This is a genomic window from Enterobacter sp. N18-03635 (genome assembly GCF_004006055.1).
In the GTDB taxonomy this organism is placed as follows: Bacteria; Pseudomonadota; Gammaproteobacteria; order Enterobacterales; family Enterobacteriaceae; genus Enterobacter; species Enterobacter vonholyi.
Genome location: NZ_CP034769.1, coordinates 2873392 through 2888393, shown reverse-complemented (window position 1 = coordinate 2888393; position 15002 = coordinate 2873392). Strand labels below are relative to the sequence as shown.

16 protein-coding genes are annotated in these 15002 nt (G+C 54.5%); 9 read left to right on the top strand and 7 right to left on the bottom strand.

All coding sequences use genetic code 11. From position 1 onward, the window contains the following. Nucleotides 1–85: 85 nt before the first annotated feature. A complete protein-coding gene (locus tag ELK40_RS14545; RefSeq protein ID WP_127731536.1) occupies nucleotides 86–1048 on the top strand; it encodes an FAD:protein FMN transferase in 963 nt (320 codons plus the stop codon). Here ELK40_RS14545 and dcuR read toward each other — a convergent pair. Together dcuR and ELK40_RS14535 are read right to left on the bottom strand one after the other, a co-directional pair. Next, nucleotides 1029–1748, bottom strand: coding sequence for a two-component system response regulator DcuR (dcuR, locus tag ELK40_RS14540; RefSeq protein ID WP_127731534.1), 720 nt, complete (start codon nucleotides 1746–1748; stop codon nucleotides 1029–1031). The two genes, ELK40_RS14545 and dcuR, sit on opposite strands and share 20 nt — an antisense overlap. After that, entirely contained in the window at nucleotides 1745–3361 is a 1617-nt protein-coding gene (locus ELK40_RS14535; protein ID WP_115875739.1) for a sensor histidine kinase, read from the bottom strand. Before ELK40_RS14535 ends, dcuR begins: the two co-directional genes overlap by 4 nt. A gap of 165 nt (nucleotides 3362–3526) precedes the next feature. On the opposite strand from ELK40_RS14535, the gene ELK40_RS14530 reads away from it, so the two are divergent. Continuing rightward, nucleotides 3527–4390: an N-acetylmuramic acid 6-phosphate etherase gene (locus ELK40_RS14530; protein WP_127731532.1), complete on the top strand. Its 864-nt coding sequence runs from the start codon at nucleotides 3527–3529 to the stop codon at nucleotides 4388–4390. Nucleotides 4391–4443: 53 nt separating this feature from the next. Here ELK40_RS14530 and ompC read toward each other — a convergent pair whose 3' ends face one another. Then, nucleotides 4444–5550 carry a porin OmpC gene (gene ompC, locus ELK40_RS14525; protein WP_127731530.1) on the bottom strand — a complete coding sequence of 369 codons (1107 nt, stop codon included), beginning with the start codon at nucleotides 5548–5550 and terminating at the stop codon, nucleotides 4444–4446. A 284-nt stretch (nucleotides 5551–5834) separates the two neighbouring features. On the opposite strand from ompC, the gene ELK40_RS14520 reads away from it, so the two are divergent. The 3 genes from ELK40_RS14520 to ELK40_RS14510 all read left to right on the top strand — a co-directional run bounded on the left by ELK40_RS14520 (nucleotide 5835) and on the right by ELK40_RS14510 (nucleotide 8485). After that, complete coding sequence (locus ELK40_RS14520; protein WP_127731528.1) at nucleotides 5835–6536, top strand: phosphohydrolase; 702 nt, start codon at nucleotides 5835–5837, stop codon at nucleotides 6534–6536. Nucleotides 6537–6597: 61 nt separating this feature from the next. Further along, nucleotides 6598–8013 (top strand): DNA cytosine methyltransferase, encoded by a 1416-nt coding sequence (locus ELK40_RS14515; protein ID WP_127731526.1) that lies wholly within the window; start codon nucleotides 6598–6600, stop codon nucleotides 8011–8013. Next, nucleotides 7994–8485, top strand: coding sequence for a very short patch repair endonuclease (locus ELK40_RS14510; RefSeq protein WP_127731524.1), 492 nt, complete (start codon nucleotides 7994–7996; stop codon nucleotides 8483–8485). The genes ELK40_RS14515 and ELK40_RS14510 overlap by 20 nt, the downstream gene beginning before the upstream one ends. Here the strand turns inward: ELK40_RS14510 and yedA are convergent. After that, complete coding sequence (gene yedA / locus ELK40_RS14505; RefSeq protein WP_115875733.1) at nucleotides 8457–9371, bottom strand: drug/metabolite exporter YedA; 915 nt, start codon at nucleotides 9369–9371, stop codon at nucleotides 8457–8459. The genes ELK40_RS14510 and yedA overlap by 29 nt on opposite strands. Before the next feature lie 178 nt (nucleotides 9372–9549). Here yedA and ELK40_RS14500 point away from each other — a divergent pair, with 178 nt between their 5' ends. The 3 genes from ELK40_RS14500 to dgcQ all read left to right on the top strand — a co-directional run bounded on the left by ELK40_RS14500 (nucleotide 9550) and on the right by dgcQ (nucleotide 12496). Further along, nucleotides 9550–10461: a DUF808 domain-containing protein gene (locus ELK40_RS14500; RefSeq protein WP_127731522.1), complete on the top strand. Its 912-nt coding sequence runs from the start codon at nucleotides 9550–9552 to the stop codon at nucleotides 10459–10461. A gap of 78 nt (nucleotides 10462–10539) precedes the next feature. Continuing rightward, nucleotides 10540–10722 carry a DUF2158 domain-containing protein gene (locus tag ELK40_RS14495; RefSeq protein ID WP_008500307.1) on the top strand — a complete coding sequence of 61 codons (183 nt, stop codon included), beginning with the start codon at nucleotides 10540–10542 and terminating at the stop codon, nucleotides 10720–10722. A 73-nt stretch (nucleotides 10723–10795) separates the two neighbouring features. Beyond that, nucleotides 10796–12496, top strand: coding sequence for a cellulose biosynthesis regulator diguanylate cyclase DgcQ (dgcQ, locus tag ELK40_RS14490; protein WP_127731520.1), 1701 nt, complete (start codon nucleotides 10796–10798; stop codon nucleotides 12494–12496). Here the strand turns inward: dgcQ and ELK40_RS14485 are convergent. Together ELK40_RS14485 and yodD are read right to left on the bottom strand one after the other, a co-directional pair. Continuing rightward, a complete protein-coding gene (locus ELK40_RS14485; RefSeq protein ID WP_115875730.1) occupies nucleotides 12481–13281 on the bottom strand; it encodes a mannosyl-3-phosphoglycerate phosphatase-related protein in 801 nt (266 codons plus the stop codon). The two genes, dgcQ and ELK40_RS14485, sit on opposite strands and share 16 nt — an antisense overlap. A 301-nt stretch (nucleotides 13282–13582) precedes the next feature. Next, complete coding sequence (yodD, locus tag ELK40_RS14480; RefSeq protein WP_008500310.1) at nucleotides 13583–13810, bottom strand: YodD family peroxide/acid resistance protein; 228 nt, start codon at nucleotides 13808–13810, stop codon at nucleotides 13583–13585. 136 nt (nucleotides 13811–13946) lie between these two features. Between yodD and dsrB the strand changes: the two genes are divergently transcribed. After that, nucleotides 13947–14135 carry a protein DsrB gene (gene dsrB / locus ELK40_RS22785; RefSeq protein ID WP_008500312.1) on the top strand — a complete coding sequence of 63 codons (189 nt, stop codon included), beginning with the start codon at nucleotides 13947–13949 and terminating at the stop codon, nucleotides 14133–14135. 101 nt (nucleotides 14136–14236) lie between these two features. Here the strand turns inward: dsrB and rcsA are convergent, their stop codons facing one another. Then, entirely contained in the window at nucleotides 14237–14860 is a 624-nt protein-coding gene (gene rcsA, locus ELK40_RS14470; RefSeq protein WP_008500313.1) for a transcriptional regulator RcsA, read from the bottom strand. Between the last annotated feature and the right edge of the window lie 142 nt (nucleotides 14861–15002).

Sequence of the window (15002 nt, the reverse complement as noted above, 5' to 3'; positions counted from 1 at the left end):
TTCCCGGGCCGGATACGCGTAGCGCTATCCGGCATTTTCCCCGGCGGCGCGGTGCCTGCCGGGGCGACATCTGAGGATTCCTGCCATGCCTGATAGCCATCGCGTTTACAGTTACTCCGCCGTTCTGATGGGCTCACCCATCCTCCTGAAGCTCTTCTCCCATGACGAAGCCCTCGCGTCCCGCGTGTTTCGTCTGATCAAACAGTACGAAGATCTGCTCACCGTTAACCGCGCGCATTCGCAGGTGATGGATATTAACCATGCTGCGGGCCACCATCCGGTCACCGTCAGCCGGCCGGTGTTTGATCTGATCCGCTGTGCAAAAGCGGCAAGTTTGCTCAAGGACAGCGCCTTTAACCTGGCGATCGGTCCGCTGGTGAAGCGCTGGAAAATAGGCTTTCAGGGGGACAGCGTTCCGCCTGCCGATGAAATCGCCTCGCTGCTGGCGATTACCCGCCCCGAGGATGTTCTCCTTGATGAGGCCAGCAGCAGCGTGTTTCTGACCAGAGCGGGGATGGAGATCGATCTGGGGGCGATTGCCAAAGGCTACATCGCCGACAGGGTGCGGGATTACCTGCATAAAGAGGGCGCTGAGCTGGGGCTGATTAACCTCGGCGGAAACATTCAGACGTTAGGCTCGCCGGAAGGGGGCTGGAGCGTCGGGCTGAAAAAACCGTTCGCCGGTGACGCGCTGATCGGCACTATGACCGTAGAGAACCTGTCCGTCGTGACGTCGGGAACGTACGAGCGCTATTTTGAACAAGACGGCAAACGCTATCACCACATTCTCGATCCGCGCACCGGGTATCCGCTGGATAACGAACTGGACAGCGTGACCATCATTTCAAAAGATTCCATCGACGGCGATATCTGGACCACGCTGATGTACGGCATGGGCGTGGAGAAGGGCCGCGCTGCGCTGCGCGCGCGTCCCGACATAGAAGCGATCTTTGTGACCAAAACAAAAGAAGTGGTGTTCTCTTCAGCACACCACTTCCGCTTTACCCTGCTGGATGATACCTACCGCGTTACTGGCAGTATTGTTTGAGCAGGCCCGTCTGCTCCGGCTGGAGGCGGTAGCGATACACCGGACGCCCGGTGGCGCCGTAGTGAATGCTGGTGAACAGAATGTTGATTTGGGCGAGCCAAATCAGGTATTTGCGACAGGACACGCGGGAGATATTGACCGCATTTGCCAGGTCATCGGTAGAAAACTCCGTCTCCGGATGAGCGTCAATCCACTGGCAAATCGTGCGCAGCGTTTGCGGCGTTAATCCCTTCGGCAGCTTTTTGCTGTCAGCCAGTTCCGGTGCCCCGCCGTGGATCAGCCGGTCGACGTCGGCCTGCTCGTAATACTGGTGCGAACCCATCAGGCTATGCTTTGCCTTCCAGCCGTTCAGCGCCTCTTCAAAGCGCGGGAACTGGAAAGGCTTGATCAAATAATCCACCACGCCGTAGTGAATGGAGGTCTGGATCGTGGCGGCGTCGGCGGCCGAGGTGATCATGATCACGTCGATTGGGCGGCCGGATGCGCGAATGACGGGCAGCAGATCCAGCCCGTTATCCTGCTGCATATAGACATCCAGCAGCACCAGATCGACAGGATGGCTGGGGTCATTAATGATGGCCTCGGCCTGGTTTAGCGTGGAGGCGACGCCACTGCAGGTAAAGCCTTCAACACGGTTGACGTACAGACGGTTGAGGTCGGCCACCATGGCGTCATCATCGACAATTAACACATTTATCACGCGATTTTCCTCTCGCTATCCCAGGGGATGTGAACAAAAAATTGGGTAAATACGCCGGGCTCAGACTCGACGGAGATATCGCCGCCGAGGTTCTGAATCTGCTGGCGAGCAAGGAACAGCCCAACGCCGCGGTTTTCACCTTTTGTTGAGAAGCCCTTTGTAAAAATAGACTCCAGCTGAGTGGGATCAATGCCGGGGCCATCGTCGCTGACTTCACAGCTGAGCCAGCCGTTCTGATAATGCAGCAGCAGGCCGATCTCGCCCTCCTGCTGTCCTTCCATCGCGTCGAGCGCATTTTCAATGAGGTTGCCCAGCGCGGTGATCAGCACCGCGACCTGCTCTTCACTTGCGGTATCCGGTATCTGGCTTTCATCCGCCAGCGTCAGGGTGACGCCCGCTTCTTTCGCCCGGTTGATTTTACCCAGCAGGAACCCGGCAACCACCGGGGATTTTACCTTGCTCTGTATCGTACCGATATCCGTCTGGTAATGATGTGCCGTCTGGAGAATGTACTCTTCCAGCTTGTCGTAGCGCTTAATATTCAGCAGGCCGAGTATCACATGCAGTTTATTCATAAACTCGTGGGTGTGGGCGCGCAGGGCATCGACGTAGTTAACCATGCCGTCCAGACGCTGCATCAGCTGGCTGATTTCCGTTTTATCACGAAAGGTGGTGATGGCGCCGATCACCCGATCCTGACTTTTCACGGGGACCATGTTGCACAGCAATAGCCTACCGTTGCAGCTGATCTCCTGATCCTGGCGCGCAACGCCCGTCTTCGAGACGTCACGCAGGCTGGCCAGCAGGGGCGCGCTGGCGTTTTCGGTCTGCTTGCCGGAGGGGAGAAGCAATATTTCTCTGGCGGTCTGGTTGATCATCGTCACGCGCCCGTGAATATCGACGGCCAGAACCCCTTCGCGAAGCGACTGCAGCATTGCCTGACGCTGTTCGAACAGGGCGGAAATTTCGTAAGGTTCGAGCCCGAACAGGATGCGTTTCAGTACCCGCACCAGACCCCAAATTGCCATGGAGCTCATAAAAATACTGAATAAAATGGTCCAGACGGCGTTTAGCCGCCCGCGGGCAATCTGCTCTTCAACCTTATTCAGGGAGATACCGACTACCACCACGCCGATCTGCTCGTGCTGGCCGTCGTAGACGGGCGTAAAAACGCGCAGCGCTTCGGCGAGCGCGCCCCGGTTAACCGATACGTTCTCTTTGCCTTCCAGCGCAGGGGTTAAATCATCGCCGATAAAATGCAGCCCCAGCAGCGCCTCGTTCGGGTGTGAATAGCGGATCCCGCGCATATCGGTGACCACGGTGAACAGCAGATCGTTTCGCTTCGTCACCGCCTGGGCGATAGGCTGAATAATATTCTCCTGCGGTGCCTGCATCAGGCCGCGCTGTATCTCGGGGCTGTCGGCGAGGGTGCGGGCAATGCCGAGCGCAGTATCTTTAACATCATCACGGGTCGCCCGGGTGATTTGTACGGAGTAGAGCGCAAAGACCACCAGCAGCACAGAGGCAATAATCGCGCACACCATCAGCGTGACCAGCGTATTGAGTTTCATGGGGCGCTTGCGCGTCGGAAGGAAAGGCTGCAAATCGCTCATCAACACTCCGCGATGATTAAGAAAGGGGGTAATTATCGCCGATGACGCGCTTTTCTTAAAGCCATGTAAAGGCGTGGATTTGGTCCTCTTTTCGTGACCCTCCTCGCAGGTCATCTATATAAAACACTTTATAGTGTGTGGGTACTCATAATAAGGAGGCTGTTTATGAGCGTTATGCTTACCGGTTCGGTCAGGGAAAGACGGCACGCCAGCACGATGAATATTGATAGATTGTCCACGCTGGACATGCTGAAAGTCATTCACCAGGATGATGCACTCATTTCTGCTGCTATTACCCCCTGTTTAGATACTATTGCACGCGTGGTAGACAACGCCGCCGCGGCGCTCAGCCACGGCGGTCGCCTGGTCATCGTTGGCGAGGGGCCGTCTGGGCGCGTTGCGCAACAGGTTACCGATGAGTATGCGCCGGGCAAAACCCCGGTGATTGCCGTTACGGCACAAGAAGGGGAAGGGAGCTACGAGCGCGGCGTTGCCGATCTGCAGGCCATTAAGTTTGGTGAACACGATATGATGCTGGCCGTGACCGTCAGCGGAAAAACGCCGTGGGTCTGGGGGGCAATGCGCCATGCGTGGTCGCTGGGTTCGCCTGTGGCCATCATTACCGGCGATGCGCAAAGTGAAGCCGCGCATCTGGCGAGCATGGTTATCGCTCCGGAGCTGGGTGCCGATGTCGTCGCAGGCTATATCAACACCAAAGCGGGGATCGCGCAGAAAATGATCCTATCAATGATCGCTACAGGGCTGGCCGTTCGGACCGGACGGGTTTATAGCAACCTGCGCGTGGATCTTGAGGCAAGCAACACCAAATGGGCCGAACGCCAAATCGCCATCGTGATGGAAGCGGGGGGATGCTCCCGGGCTGAAGCAAAAGCCGCGCTGGAGAGCTGTAACCATCACTGTAAAACGGCGGTATTGATGGTGCTCACAGGGCTGGATGCGTGGAAGGCCCATGAACTGCTGGCGCAGAATAACGGGTTTATTCGGGTGGCGCTGCAGGAAGCGCCATAATAAAAATGAAGAAATAAAAAAGGCCGCAATTGCGGCCTTTGGTATTTTGGGGATTAGAACTGATAAACAAGACCGACTGCTAAGATGTCATCGGTGCTGATGCCATTCGCGTTGTAGAAATTGTCATCTTCATCCAGCAGGTTGATTTTGTAGTCAACATAGGTGGACATATTTTTGTTGAAATAATAGGTCGCACCCACGTCAGCATATTTCACCAGATCTTTATCACTTCCGTAGAAGGAATTCAGATCCTTACCTTTAGACATCAGGAAAGAGACCGCAGGGCGCAGGCCGAAATCAAACTGATACTGCGCTGTCACTTCAAAGTTCTGAGTTTTATTAGCAACGCCGAAGTCACCGTAAGGCGTCATATTGCGGGTTTCTGCATACATGGTTGCCAGATAGATATCGTTGGCATCGTATTTCAAGCCAACAGTCCAGACGTCAGCCTTGTCACCACCGGCTGTTGTTTTGGTAACCTGGTCGTTGGTACGGTCAGATGAAGCATATGCAGCGGCGGCGTTGAATCCCATACCGAAATCGTAGGAGGTTGAAATACCCCAACCGTCTCCGTTTTCTTTGCGGATATCACGGCCATTGTTAGTACCTTCCTGATCGTTAGAGGCGCTTTCGTTATTGCCTTGATACTGAATAGCGAAATCCAGGCCCTGAGCCAGACCAAAGAAATCATTATTACGGTAGGTTGCAACACCGTTTGTACGGCCGGTCATAAAGTTATCGGTATAGGTATAGGAATCTCCGCCGAACTCAGGCAGCATATCGGTCCAGCCTTCAACATCGTAAACCACGCCGTAGTTACGACCGTAGTCGAATGAACCGTATTCACCAAATTTCAGACCAGCGAAGCCAAGGCGTGTCCATGACTGATTGCCTGAGTTCTCTGTTTTGTTAGCCTGAATATTATATTCCCACTGGCCATAGCCGCTAAGCAGGTCGTTGATCTGCGTTTCGCCTTTGAAGCCCAGACGAACGTAGCTTACGTCGCCATCTGATCCCGTGTCGTCAGAGAAATAATGCAGACCATCTACTTTACCGTACAGGTCGAGTTTATTGCCATTGCTGTTGTAAACTTCAGCCGCATTTGCTATGCCTGCAATTAATAATGCAGGTGCAATAATTGCCAAAACTTTTCTTTTCATTATATATTCCCTTGAAAGATAATTTATATGAATATATGTAATCACTCCCCGCAATTACAGGATGGATACTATTCCAGGATGTGTTATTTAGTTCTAAAAACAAATGTAATTAAAACCTTTTAAATATTGCTAAATATTTCAATTAGTCTCTTTATTTTTCCTGTGAATTAGTTGCTTGAATTTATAGGGTGTAATTATTATTAAGTATTTCGAATTTCTATTTTTTAATTGGTTTAGTTTACCTGTGTTATAATTCTTTCTCTTTTAGACGACAGGACATGACGATGGAACTTGCCCGGTGGCAGCAACGATTTGAGCACTGGCTCGAGGAGAATCACAGCACCGACGATACCGCACATGATATTTCGCATTTTCGTCGGGTCTGGATGACGGCGCAAAAAATCATGGTTCACCACATGGTCGAGCCGCTGGTGATTCTGACCGCATGCTATTTTCACGATATTGTCAGCCTGCCGAAAAATCATCCTGAACGCAGCCGGTCGTCACGGCTCGCGGCGCTTAAGACGAGCGACATTCTGCGCCACGACTTCCCGGACTTTCCGCCAGAGCATATTGCCGCCGTCGGGCACGCGATTGAGGCGCACAGCTTCAGCGCCGGGATTGCGCCGCAGAGCATGGAGGCCAAAATTGTGCAGGATGCAGACCGGCTGGAAGCGTTAGGCGCTATCGGCCTGGCGCGCGTTTTTGCCGTCTCGGGCGCGCTGGGCGTGTCGCTTTTTGATGCTAACGATCCCTTCGCCGATGCGCGTCCCCTCGACGACCGTGCGTTTGCCCTCGACCATTTTCAGACCAAGCTGCTGCGATTGCCTGATACAATGCAAACGGACATGGGCCGCGAACTGGCACGTCACAATGCCGATTTCCTGATCCAGTTTATGGCGAAACTCAGCGCCGAATTACACGGCGACTGCCTCGGGCTGGATAGCCAGGTGCTGAGCCGTTTCCGTCGCAGTTTGCGCAACTGAACTGTGGTAATCTGTTTCCAGTCTTTATTCTCCGGTTAAAAGAATGCAGGAAAATCGATCAGTGACAGAGCCCGCGCCCGCGCAGGCTGAGAAATCAACGGCAACGGTGCAGGCCTTACTGCGCCAGCTGTTGGATATCTATGATGCTAAAACGCTGGCCAGCCTGCTGGTGGCGCACGGCGAGAGCCACTGGAGCCCGGCGATCCTTAAACGCCTGCTGACCAGCGAGCGAGCAGGGCGTCGCCTGAGTGAAGGCGAGTATCGTTATCTGCAAAACCTGCTTCCGCGTCCTTCTGCCGCGCACCCGAACTATGCCTTCCGCTTTATCGATCTTTTTGCCGGTATCGGCGGCATCCGGCACGGTTTTGAAGCCATCGGCGGACAGTGCGTGTTTACCAGCGAGTGGAACAAACATGCCGTACGCACCTACAAGGCTAACTGGTACTGCGATCCGAACGAGCATCATTTCAACGCGGATATCCGCGATGTGACCCTGAGCCATAAAAGCGGCGTGAGCGATGAACAGGCCGCCGAGCACATTCGTCAGACGATCCCGGCGCATGACGTGCTGCTGGCAGGCTTCCCGTGTCAGCCCTTCTCGCTGGCGGGCGTCTCCAAAAAGAATGCCCTTGGACGCGCCCACGGTTTCGCCTGCGATACGCAGGGAACGCTTTTTTTTGATGTGGCGCGCATTATTGACGCCCGCCGCCCGCCCATCTTTGTGCTGGAAAACGTCAAAAATTTAAAAAGCCACGACGGCGGGAAAACCTTCCGCATTATCATGCAAACCCTGGATGAGCTGGGTTATGACGTGGCCGATTCACAGGACATGGGGGCGGACGACCCTAAAATTATTGATGGGAAACATTTCCTGCCCCAGCATCGCGAACGTATCGTGCTGGTGGGCTTCCGTCGCGATCTCAATCTGAAAGGCGATTTTACCCTGCGGGATATACCCTCTCTGTATCCCGAGCGGCGTCCCACCGTGGCCGACCTGCTGGAACCGGTCGTCGACGCGAAATTTATCCTGACCCCGGTGCTGTGGAAATACCTCTACCGCTATGCCAAGAAGCACCAGGCGAAAGGTAACGGCTTCGGCTTTGGGATGGTAAACCCTAACGATCCGCACAGCGTCACCCGCACGCTGTCTGCTCGCTACTATAAAGACGGCGCGGAAATCCTGATCGACAGAGGATGGGACAAGGCGCTGGGTGAAAAAGATTTCGACGATCCGCACAACCAGCGTCACCGTCCGCGACGCTTAACGCCGCGGGAATGCGCCCGGCTGATGGGCTTTGAAACGCCGCAAGGCTACGGTTTCCGGATTCCGGTTTCGGATACCCAGGCGTACCGCCAGTTTGGTAATTCTGTGGTCGTTCCCGCGTTTGCGGCGGTCGCAAAGCTGCTGGCCTCGCGCATCAGGCAGGCGGTGGCGCTCCGCCAGAGTGAGGCCGTCAATGACGGACGTTCACGATAAGGCGACGCGCAGTAAAAACATGCGTGCCATCGGCACGCGTGACACCGCGATTGAAAAGCGCCTGGCCGCGCTGCTGACGCAGGCGGGGTTTGACTTCCGCGTCCAGGATCCCGCCCTGGCGGGGCGTCCCGATTTCGTCATCGACGCCTGGCAGTGCATCATCTTTACCCACGGCTGTTTCTGGCACCATCACGACTGCTACCTGTTTAAAGTCCCCGCGACGCGCACCGATTTCTGGCTGGATAAGATTGCTAAAAACGTCGAGCGCGACGAGCGGGACCTCTCGACGCTTATTGAGCAGGGCTGGCGGGTGCTGATTGTCTGGGAGTGTGCGCTGAGAGGCAGATTAAAGCTGAATGATACCGATCTGACCGAACGGCTTGAAGAGTGGATCTGCGGCGGCGGCCAGACCGCGCAGATCGACACGCAGGGCATTCACCTGCTTACGGTTTCTCCGCCTCGCAAGGCGTGACTACCGGTTTTGCCGGCAGCAAATATTTGCCCAGCGTGACCAGCACGACGGCAAACACAATGATCCCTAATGCAATCCATTCCACTGGCGAGAGCGTTTCTCCCCCCAGTCCTGTCCCGAGCAGCACGGCCACGACCGGGTTGACGTAAGCGTAGCTGGTGGCGACAGCCGGAGAGACATTGCGGATCAGGAACATATAGGCGTTAATGGCGATGATAGAGCCGAACAGCGCCAGGTAGCCTACCGCCAGCAAGCCCGACAGCGGCGGCAGGGTTGTCAGCTTTTCTCCCGTAAGCATGGAGGCGAGCAGCAGTACAATCCCGGCGGCAAGCATCTCGATTGCGCCCGCCATCATGCCGGTAGGCAGTTCGATACGCGAACCGTACACGGAACCAAACGCCCAGCTCATCGAGCCAATCAGGATGATGACTGCACCCCACGGATTCCCGCTCAGGTTACCGCCGCTATTCAGCAGAATGATGCCAGCAAGGCCAATCCCAATACCCAGCCACTCCAGCTTGCGGGTGCGGATACCAAAGAGGCGGCTGAAGCACAGGGTAAACAGCGGTACGGTGGCAACGACCACGGCGGCGATCCCGGACGGTACGTTCTGGTGCTCGGCAATCGTCACAAATCCGTTCCCCACAGCCAGCAGCAGCAGGCCGATCAGGGCGGCATTCAGCATCGGACGCAGCGGGGGAAGCTTATGCCCGCGCAGCAGCAGGAAGGCAAGCAGCAGGATGCCCGCCGAGAGAAAACGAATGCCCGCCATCATCAGCGGCGGCCAGCTTTCCACGCCGATGCGAATGACAAAGTAGGTTGACCCCCAGATGATGTACAGCGAAAAGAGTGCCCCGATGAGCGGTAGCAATTGCCGGAAACGCATAATCCCTCACGACGAAATAAAAAGTTCGCTGATAGTAAACGCGAAAACTATCGCGCTGGCGAGCCCTTTAATTGTGTGGCAGATGTGAATTTTTTGTTGACGTAAGGTGCCTGTTTCCGGGTTGGCGCTTTTGCTCCATACTATTCACTTAATTACCAAAAAATGAAGGATTAAGATTTTGGCAGGAAGTAGCTTATTAACATTGCTGGATGATATTGCCACCTTACTGGACGACATTTCAGTGATGGGGAAACTGGCGGCGAAGAAAACCGCAGGCGTGCTGGGCGATGATTTATCGCTTAACGCTCAGCAGGTGAGTGGGGTGAGGGCAAACCGTGAACTGCCGGTGGTGTGGGGCGTGGCGAAAGGCTCTTTCCTGAATAAGGTGATCCTGGTGCCGCTGGCGCTGCTGATCAGCGCCTTTATCCCCTGGGCCATCACGCCGTTGCTGATGATCGGTGGGGCATTTCTCTGCTTCGAGGGTGTGGAGAAGGTGCTCCACTCCTTTAGCGCGAGCAAGCAGAGCGATACGCCGGAGGTACGCCAGCAGCGTCTTGAAGCGCTGGCCGCGCAGGATCCGAAAACCTTCGAGCGTGATAAGGTCAAAGGCGCCATTCGGACCGACTTTATCCTGTCTGCGGAAATCGTCGCGATTACGCTGGGGATTGTCTCTGACGCGCCGCTTCTGAACCAGGTGCTGATCCTCTCCGGCATTGCGATTCTGGTCACCGTGGGCGTGTACGGTCTGGTGGGGCTGATCGTCAAGCTGGACGATATTGGCTACTGGCTGGAAGAAAAGTCGAGCGCGGTAGCAAGAGGCATCGGCAAAAGCCTGCTGGTGCTGGCGCCCTGGCTGATGAAGAGTTTGTCGGTGGTGGGCACGCTGGCGATGTTCCTCGTGGGCGGCGGAATTGTGGTTCACGGTATTGCGCCGCTGCACCATGCCATCGAACATTTCTCCTCCACGCAGGGGGCCGTTATCGCGGCGATTCTACCCACCCTGCTGAATCTGGTGCTGGGCTTTATCATTGGCGCTATCGTCGTTGCGGCGGTGAAGCTGGTTGAGAAAATTCGCGGCACGTCGCACTAATTGTTACCCGCGGCAGGATGCAAAAAGACCATTCCTCGTCTAAATTGAAACAGTTTCACCCTGATACAGGAGGCAGGTATGGTCTTTTTGGTCAGTGATGAAGTTAAGCCTAAAAAGGGCGGCCCACGTATGATCGTCACCGGGTATTCCAGCGGAATGGTGGAATGCCGGTGGCACGATGGCTATAGCATCAAGCGGGAAGCATTTCGTGAAGATGAGCTTCAGCCGGGTGACGGGCAGCACAAGCGGGACAAGGCTTAATCACATAACGCCCGGCTTTGCCGGGCGTTTTTATCTCTGGTACTGGGTGTTAGGTAGCGATCATGGAGTGTGTGTGCAGCGCGATACCTTTGTTGTAAGACAATCTTTTTTGCAATGGCTGCATAAGCGTAGCAATCCGGGGCGGATTGTTAATCTCTGTTTTCTGATCGTTCTGGTATTTTCCACTCTACTTACCTGGCGTGAGGTGGTGGTGCTGGAAGAGGCATACATCTCCAGCCAGCGCAATCATCTGGATACGGTGGCCAGCTCTCTGGACAGGCAGTTACAGAACAGCATCGACAGGCTGCTGTTATTTCGCCAGGGCATGCATGATGCAATCGAGACGCCGCTGGCCTTTGAAGTCTTACAGGATGCGGTGTCACGCTTCAATACCGTCCGCATGCTCTCCACCTGGCAGCTTGCCGTTGATAAAAAACGTACCCTTCCCATTAACGGGGTCTCGGACGCCTTTGTCGAAAAAACCACGCTTCTCAATCGGGACGCTGAACGCATAAGCCATGAAATTTCTGCCGCGCTCGAAGTGGGCTATTTGCTCAGACTGGCGTCGTCGAGAGCGCAAACGGAAGCGCGAGTGATCTACGTCTCCCGCGCCGGATTTTTCCTTTCCACGGATACGCCGGATCGGGCGGGTGATATTACCGCCCGCTATTATAATCTGGTCACGCAGTCCTGGTTTACCCAGCAGTCAGAACGTAACAACCGCGCCCGCGCCGTGCGCTGGTTTATCTCCACGCCTTCATCCTGGACCGGGGATGAACGAACGATCACCGCCAGCGTCCCCATCTATTTCGATCGTTACTGGTACGGCGTCGTGGCGATGGACTTTACATTGAGCACGATGCAGCGTCTGCTGGCCGATGCGACGGAAGATCGAACGGAGGGAGAGTATCAGCTGTACGATACCCGGCTAAATATGATCGCCACCTCAGCCCACGCGGGAAGCCCGGTTAACCATTTTGACGAACGCGAAGCGGCGCAGATTGCCCAGGCGATTGAGCATGATACCGGCGGCGGTATCCGCCTCGGGAGCCGGTTTATTACCTGGGAGCGGCTCGATCACTTCGATGGCGTCGTCCTGCGGATCCACACTCTGCATGAAGGGGTACAGGATGACTTTGGTAGCATCAGTATCGTACTGGCGCTGCTGTGGGCGCTCTTTACCGCCATGCTGTTGATCTCGTGGCTGGTGATCCGCCGGATGGTGAGTAACATGTATACGCTTCAGCACTCCCTCCAGTGGCAGGCCTGGCACGATCCGCTTACGCGGCTGAATAATCGCGGCGCGCTGTTCGACCGCGCAAAAATGCTGGCAGAAACCTGTCGCCAGCAGTCGCTGCCGTTCTCGGTGATTCAGATCGATCTCGACCATTTTAAAAACATCAACGACCGCTTCGGCCATCAGGCCGGTGATAAGGTGCTCTCCCACACGGCAGGACTGATTGCCAGCGCGTTACGCAAGAATGATGTGGCAGGGCGCGTGGGCGGGGAAGAGTTTTGCGTCGTCTTGCCTGGGATTGGTCTGGAGGAGGCGAGAGGCGTCGCGGATCGCATTCGTTGCCGAATCAACAGTAAGGAGATCCTGGTGAAGAAAAGCACGACCCTGCGCATCAGCGCGTCACTGGGGGTCAGCAGCGCGGATGAAGCGGGTAACTACGATTTTGAGCAGCTGCAGTCCGTGGCGGACGTCCGGCTCTATGAGGCCAAGCAGAGCGGGCGTAACCGGGTCGTGTGGCGAGATCAGGACAGGAAGTGATCCAGCCCCTCCCGCCAGCCTGCCGGGCCGGGCTGCTGGGTGTGATAAACGCGGGCAGGGTTATCATCCAGTAGCGTGATGCCCTGGCGATTAATCCCCTTAATCACCACCGCGAAGTCAACGCTGTCGAGCAGCGGCGCATCGTTAGGACCGTCGCCGAGCCCCAGCGTGGTCGGCTCGATCTCGTCCTGCTCGCGATACTGTGCAATCAGCCAGTTCACCGCTACGTCTTTGCCGCAGCGGGCGTCCAGAATATGCCAGAACCGCGCACCCTGCAGGCATTTCAGGCCGATATTCGCCAGTTCCTCTTCAAACTGAACCATTTTCTCGTCGGTATCGCGCCAGATGAGCGTGACGGACGCTTCATGCTTGCGGGCAAGCGACGAACGGTAGCGCGTCAGCCCGGTCCACTCGCTGATAACGTGCTCATCCACATCGTCAAAGGTGGTGAATTTAAAGCCCGTCTGCAGACGAATCTGCTCGATCCGCGGACGAATATCCCGGTGCGTCATCCCTCTGGTCTGGCGCTGAACCTTATCCCAGCGCACGTCAGGCTGAATCACCGCGCCGTTCTCGGCAATAAAAGGCAAGCCTTCAAGCCCAAGATCCTGCTGGATATCCATCATCTCCGCCGCGGTCTTGCTGCTGCAGAGAATGACCGGAATCTGATTATCCAGCAGTTTGTCCAACCAGGGCATGGCGGGTTGCCAGTCATAGGTATGAATATCCAGCAACGAGCCGTCCAGGTCAGAAAAAATCAGCAAGTTATCCCGCAGTGAAGGCATAGTGGCTCCCGGTAACGGCTGCATCCTTATCTAAGAAAATTCCTAAAAAATAACCGAATTGTTAACAGGAGAAATGAGAGTATTCCCTGGCAAACCCGCATTCGGCGTATGTTATTGCTCATAGCGAAAAGCATTATGTTAAAAATATTATATTCATCATAAGAATATATGCTTGTCAGACAAATTCGTTGGGGATAGTGTGGCTTGTACATCAGATTTCCTGGTGTAACGAATTTTCAAGTGCTTCTTGCATAAGCAAGTTTTGATCCCGGTCATCCCCATGACCGGGATTTTTTTCGCCCTAACGATTGGCTTCAGACACGCTAAAGTCGTGAATATCGAGCTCGAAGGCCTCCGCCAGCTCACGATAGGTGTGATAATCCCTTCCGTTGACAATAACGCGGTCCGAATTGTCGTCCGAGCGGCGGACTTCTGACTCACTGATCTCATTGATGGCGGCCAGCAGGGCATCGACATCCACCTCGACTTCGCGCTTGATGGTATCGCTGTACTCTTTATCCGTCTTCATTGCGGGACTCCTCTTTCAACCTGCAAACGTGTCCAGGGTTAAGTATAGCCTGTGTATAAAAACGCCATTCACGCCGGGCGGCGATGTGCGTTTTTGCGTTTTGTTCTACACTGGCTCAAAACCAGAGGAGGAATGTATGAAGGTCAACGATCGGGTAACCGTTAAAACGGACGGTGGGCCGCGCCGCCCGGGTGTGGTGCTGGCAATTGAAGAGTTTAGTGAAGGGACAATGTACCTGGTATCACTGGAAGACTACCCGCTCGGCATTTGGTTTTTTAACGAACTGGGGCATCCTGACGGTATCTTTGTTGAGAAAGCAGACTAACACGGCGTCGGGTAGCGCATCGCGGCCCGACATCCTCTGCAGAAGCAAAAATCTCTGGCCAGGCCAGAGATCAAAGGTAGGGTGCACAGGGTCTTAAGCGACTAACGCATGTTGACGAAAATCCCGTTCGTCACATTATCGGTCAGGCGTACCACGTGGTAGATCACTTGCTTATTATGCGTTTTAATTTTCCGTTTAATATTTCCTTTGTGTGACGAAACGGTTTTCGCTTTAATATTCATCTGGTCGGAGATCTGAATAGTTCCTTGTCCCGCCATCCACATTCGCAGCATACTTGATTCAGTCCTGCTTAATGATAGGGTGGGTAAGTTAACCGCTCCTACATTTTTAACTTCTTTATTCAAATAATCACCCAAAATGTCATCCAGCGACTCGGGTTTAATCGATTTAGAACTGATCAATAAATTTTTACGGACCAACAAATACTCATCGAAATGGATATTCGCGATCGCCATAAAAACAATAAACAGGGTTTTTGGATGCTGATTAATGATTTGCTTAATGTGCTGACTGTTGGCTGGATCGTGAATAAAACAGTCCTCATTAATAAACACCACGCCTGGTTTTAGTTCGTCACAAGCGGCTGCGAGTTCGTCAACGGTGTGTGCATCGTTGATGTCTCTCTTTCTTACCCCTCTGCTTGCCAGGTACCCGGTTAACCCTAGCCGGGTGTAGCTGCATAAATCCATAATGATCGTTGACATGGCATACCCTCACTCAATGCGTAACGATAATTCACCATCTGCCTGAGAGCTCAAAACAGCCATACGGGATGGAAAAAAATAATAAACCTGTGAGCATGACAAAGACTTTCAGGCGGACTCACTATCCCGTAAAGTTACGTAT

What these genes read in the sequence shown, in the direction of transcription:
- ELK40_RS14510 (WP_127731524.1), top strand. Translation starts at nt 7,994, where the DNA reads ATGACGGACGTTCACGATAAGGCGACGCGCAGTAAAAACATGCGTGCC.
- ELK40_RS14495 (WP_008500307.1), top strand. Translation starts at nt 10,540, where the DNA reads ATGGTCTTTTTGGTCAGTGATGAAGTTAAGCCTAAAAAGGGCGGCCCA.
- yodD (WP_008500310.1), bottom strand. Translation starts at nt 13,810, where the DNA reads ATGAAGACGGATAAAGAGTACAGCGATACCATCAAGCGCGAAGTCGAG.
- ELK40_RS14530 (WP_127731532.1), top strand. Translation starts at nt 3,527, where the DNA reads ATGAGCGTTATGCTTACCGGTTCGGTCAGGGAAAGACGGCACGCCAGC.
- ELK40_RS14485 (WP_115875730.1), bottom strand. Translation starts at nt 13,281, where the DNA reads ATGCCTTCACTGCGGGATAACTTGCTGATTTTTTCTGACCTGGACGGC.
- ELK40_RS14520 (WP_127731528.1), top strand. Translation starts at nt 5,835, where the DNA reads ATGGAACTTGCCCGGTGGCAGCAACGATTTGAGCACTGGCTCGAGGAG.
- yedA (WP_115875733.1), bottom strand. Translation starts at nt 9,371, where the DNA reads ATGCGTTTCCGGCAATTGCTACCGCTCATCGGGGCACTCTTTTCGCTG.
- dsrB (WP_008500312.1), top strand. Translation starts at nt 13,947, where the DNA reads ATGAAGGTCAACGATCGGGTAACCGTTAAAACGGACGGTGGGCCGCGC.
- rcsA (WP_008500313.1), bottom strand. Translation starts at nt 14,860, where the DNA reads ATGTCAACGATCATTATGGATTTATGCAGCTACACCCGGCTAGGGTTA.
- ELK40_RS14545 (WP_127731536.1), top strand. Translation starts at nt 86, where the DNA reads ATGCCTGATAGCCATCGCGTTTACAGTTACTCCGCCGTTCTGATGGGC.
- ELK40_RS14535 (WP_115875739.1), bottom strand. Translation starts at nt 3,361, where the DNA reads ATGAGCGATTTGCAGCCTTTCCTTCCGACGCGCAAGCGCCCCATGAAA.
- ompC (WP_127731530.1), bottom strand. Translation starts at nt 5,550, where the DNA reads ATGAAAAGAAAAGTTTTGGCAATTATTGCACCTGCATTATTAATTGCA.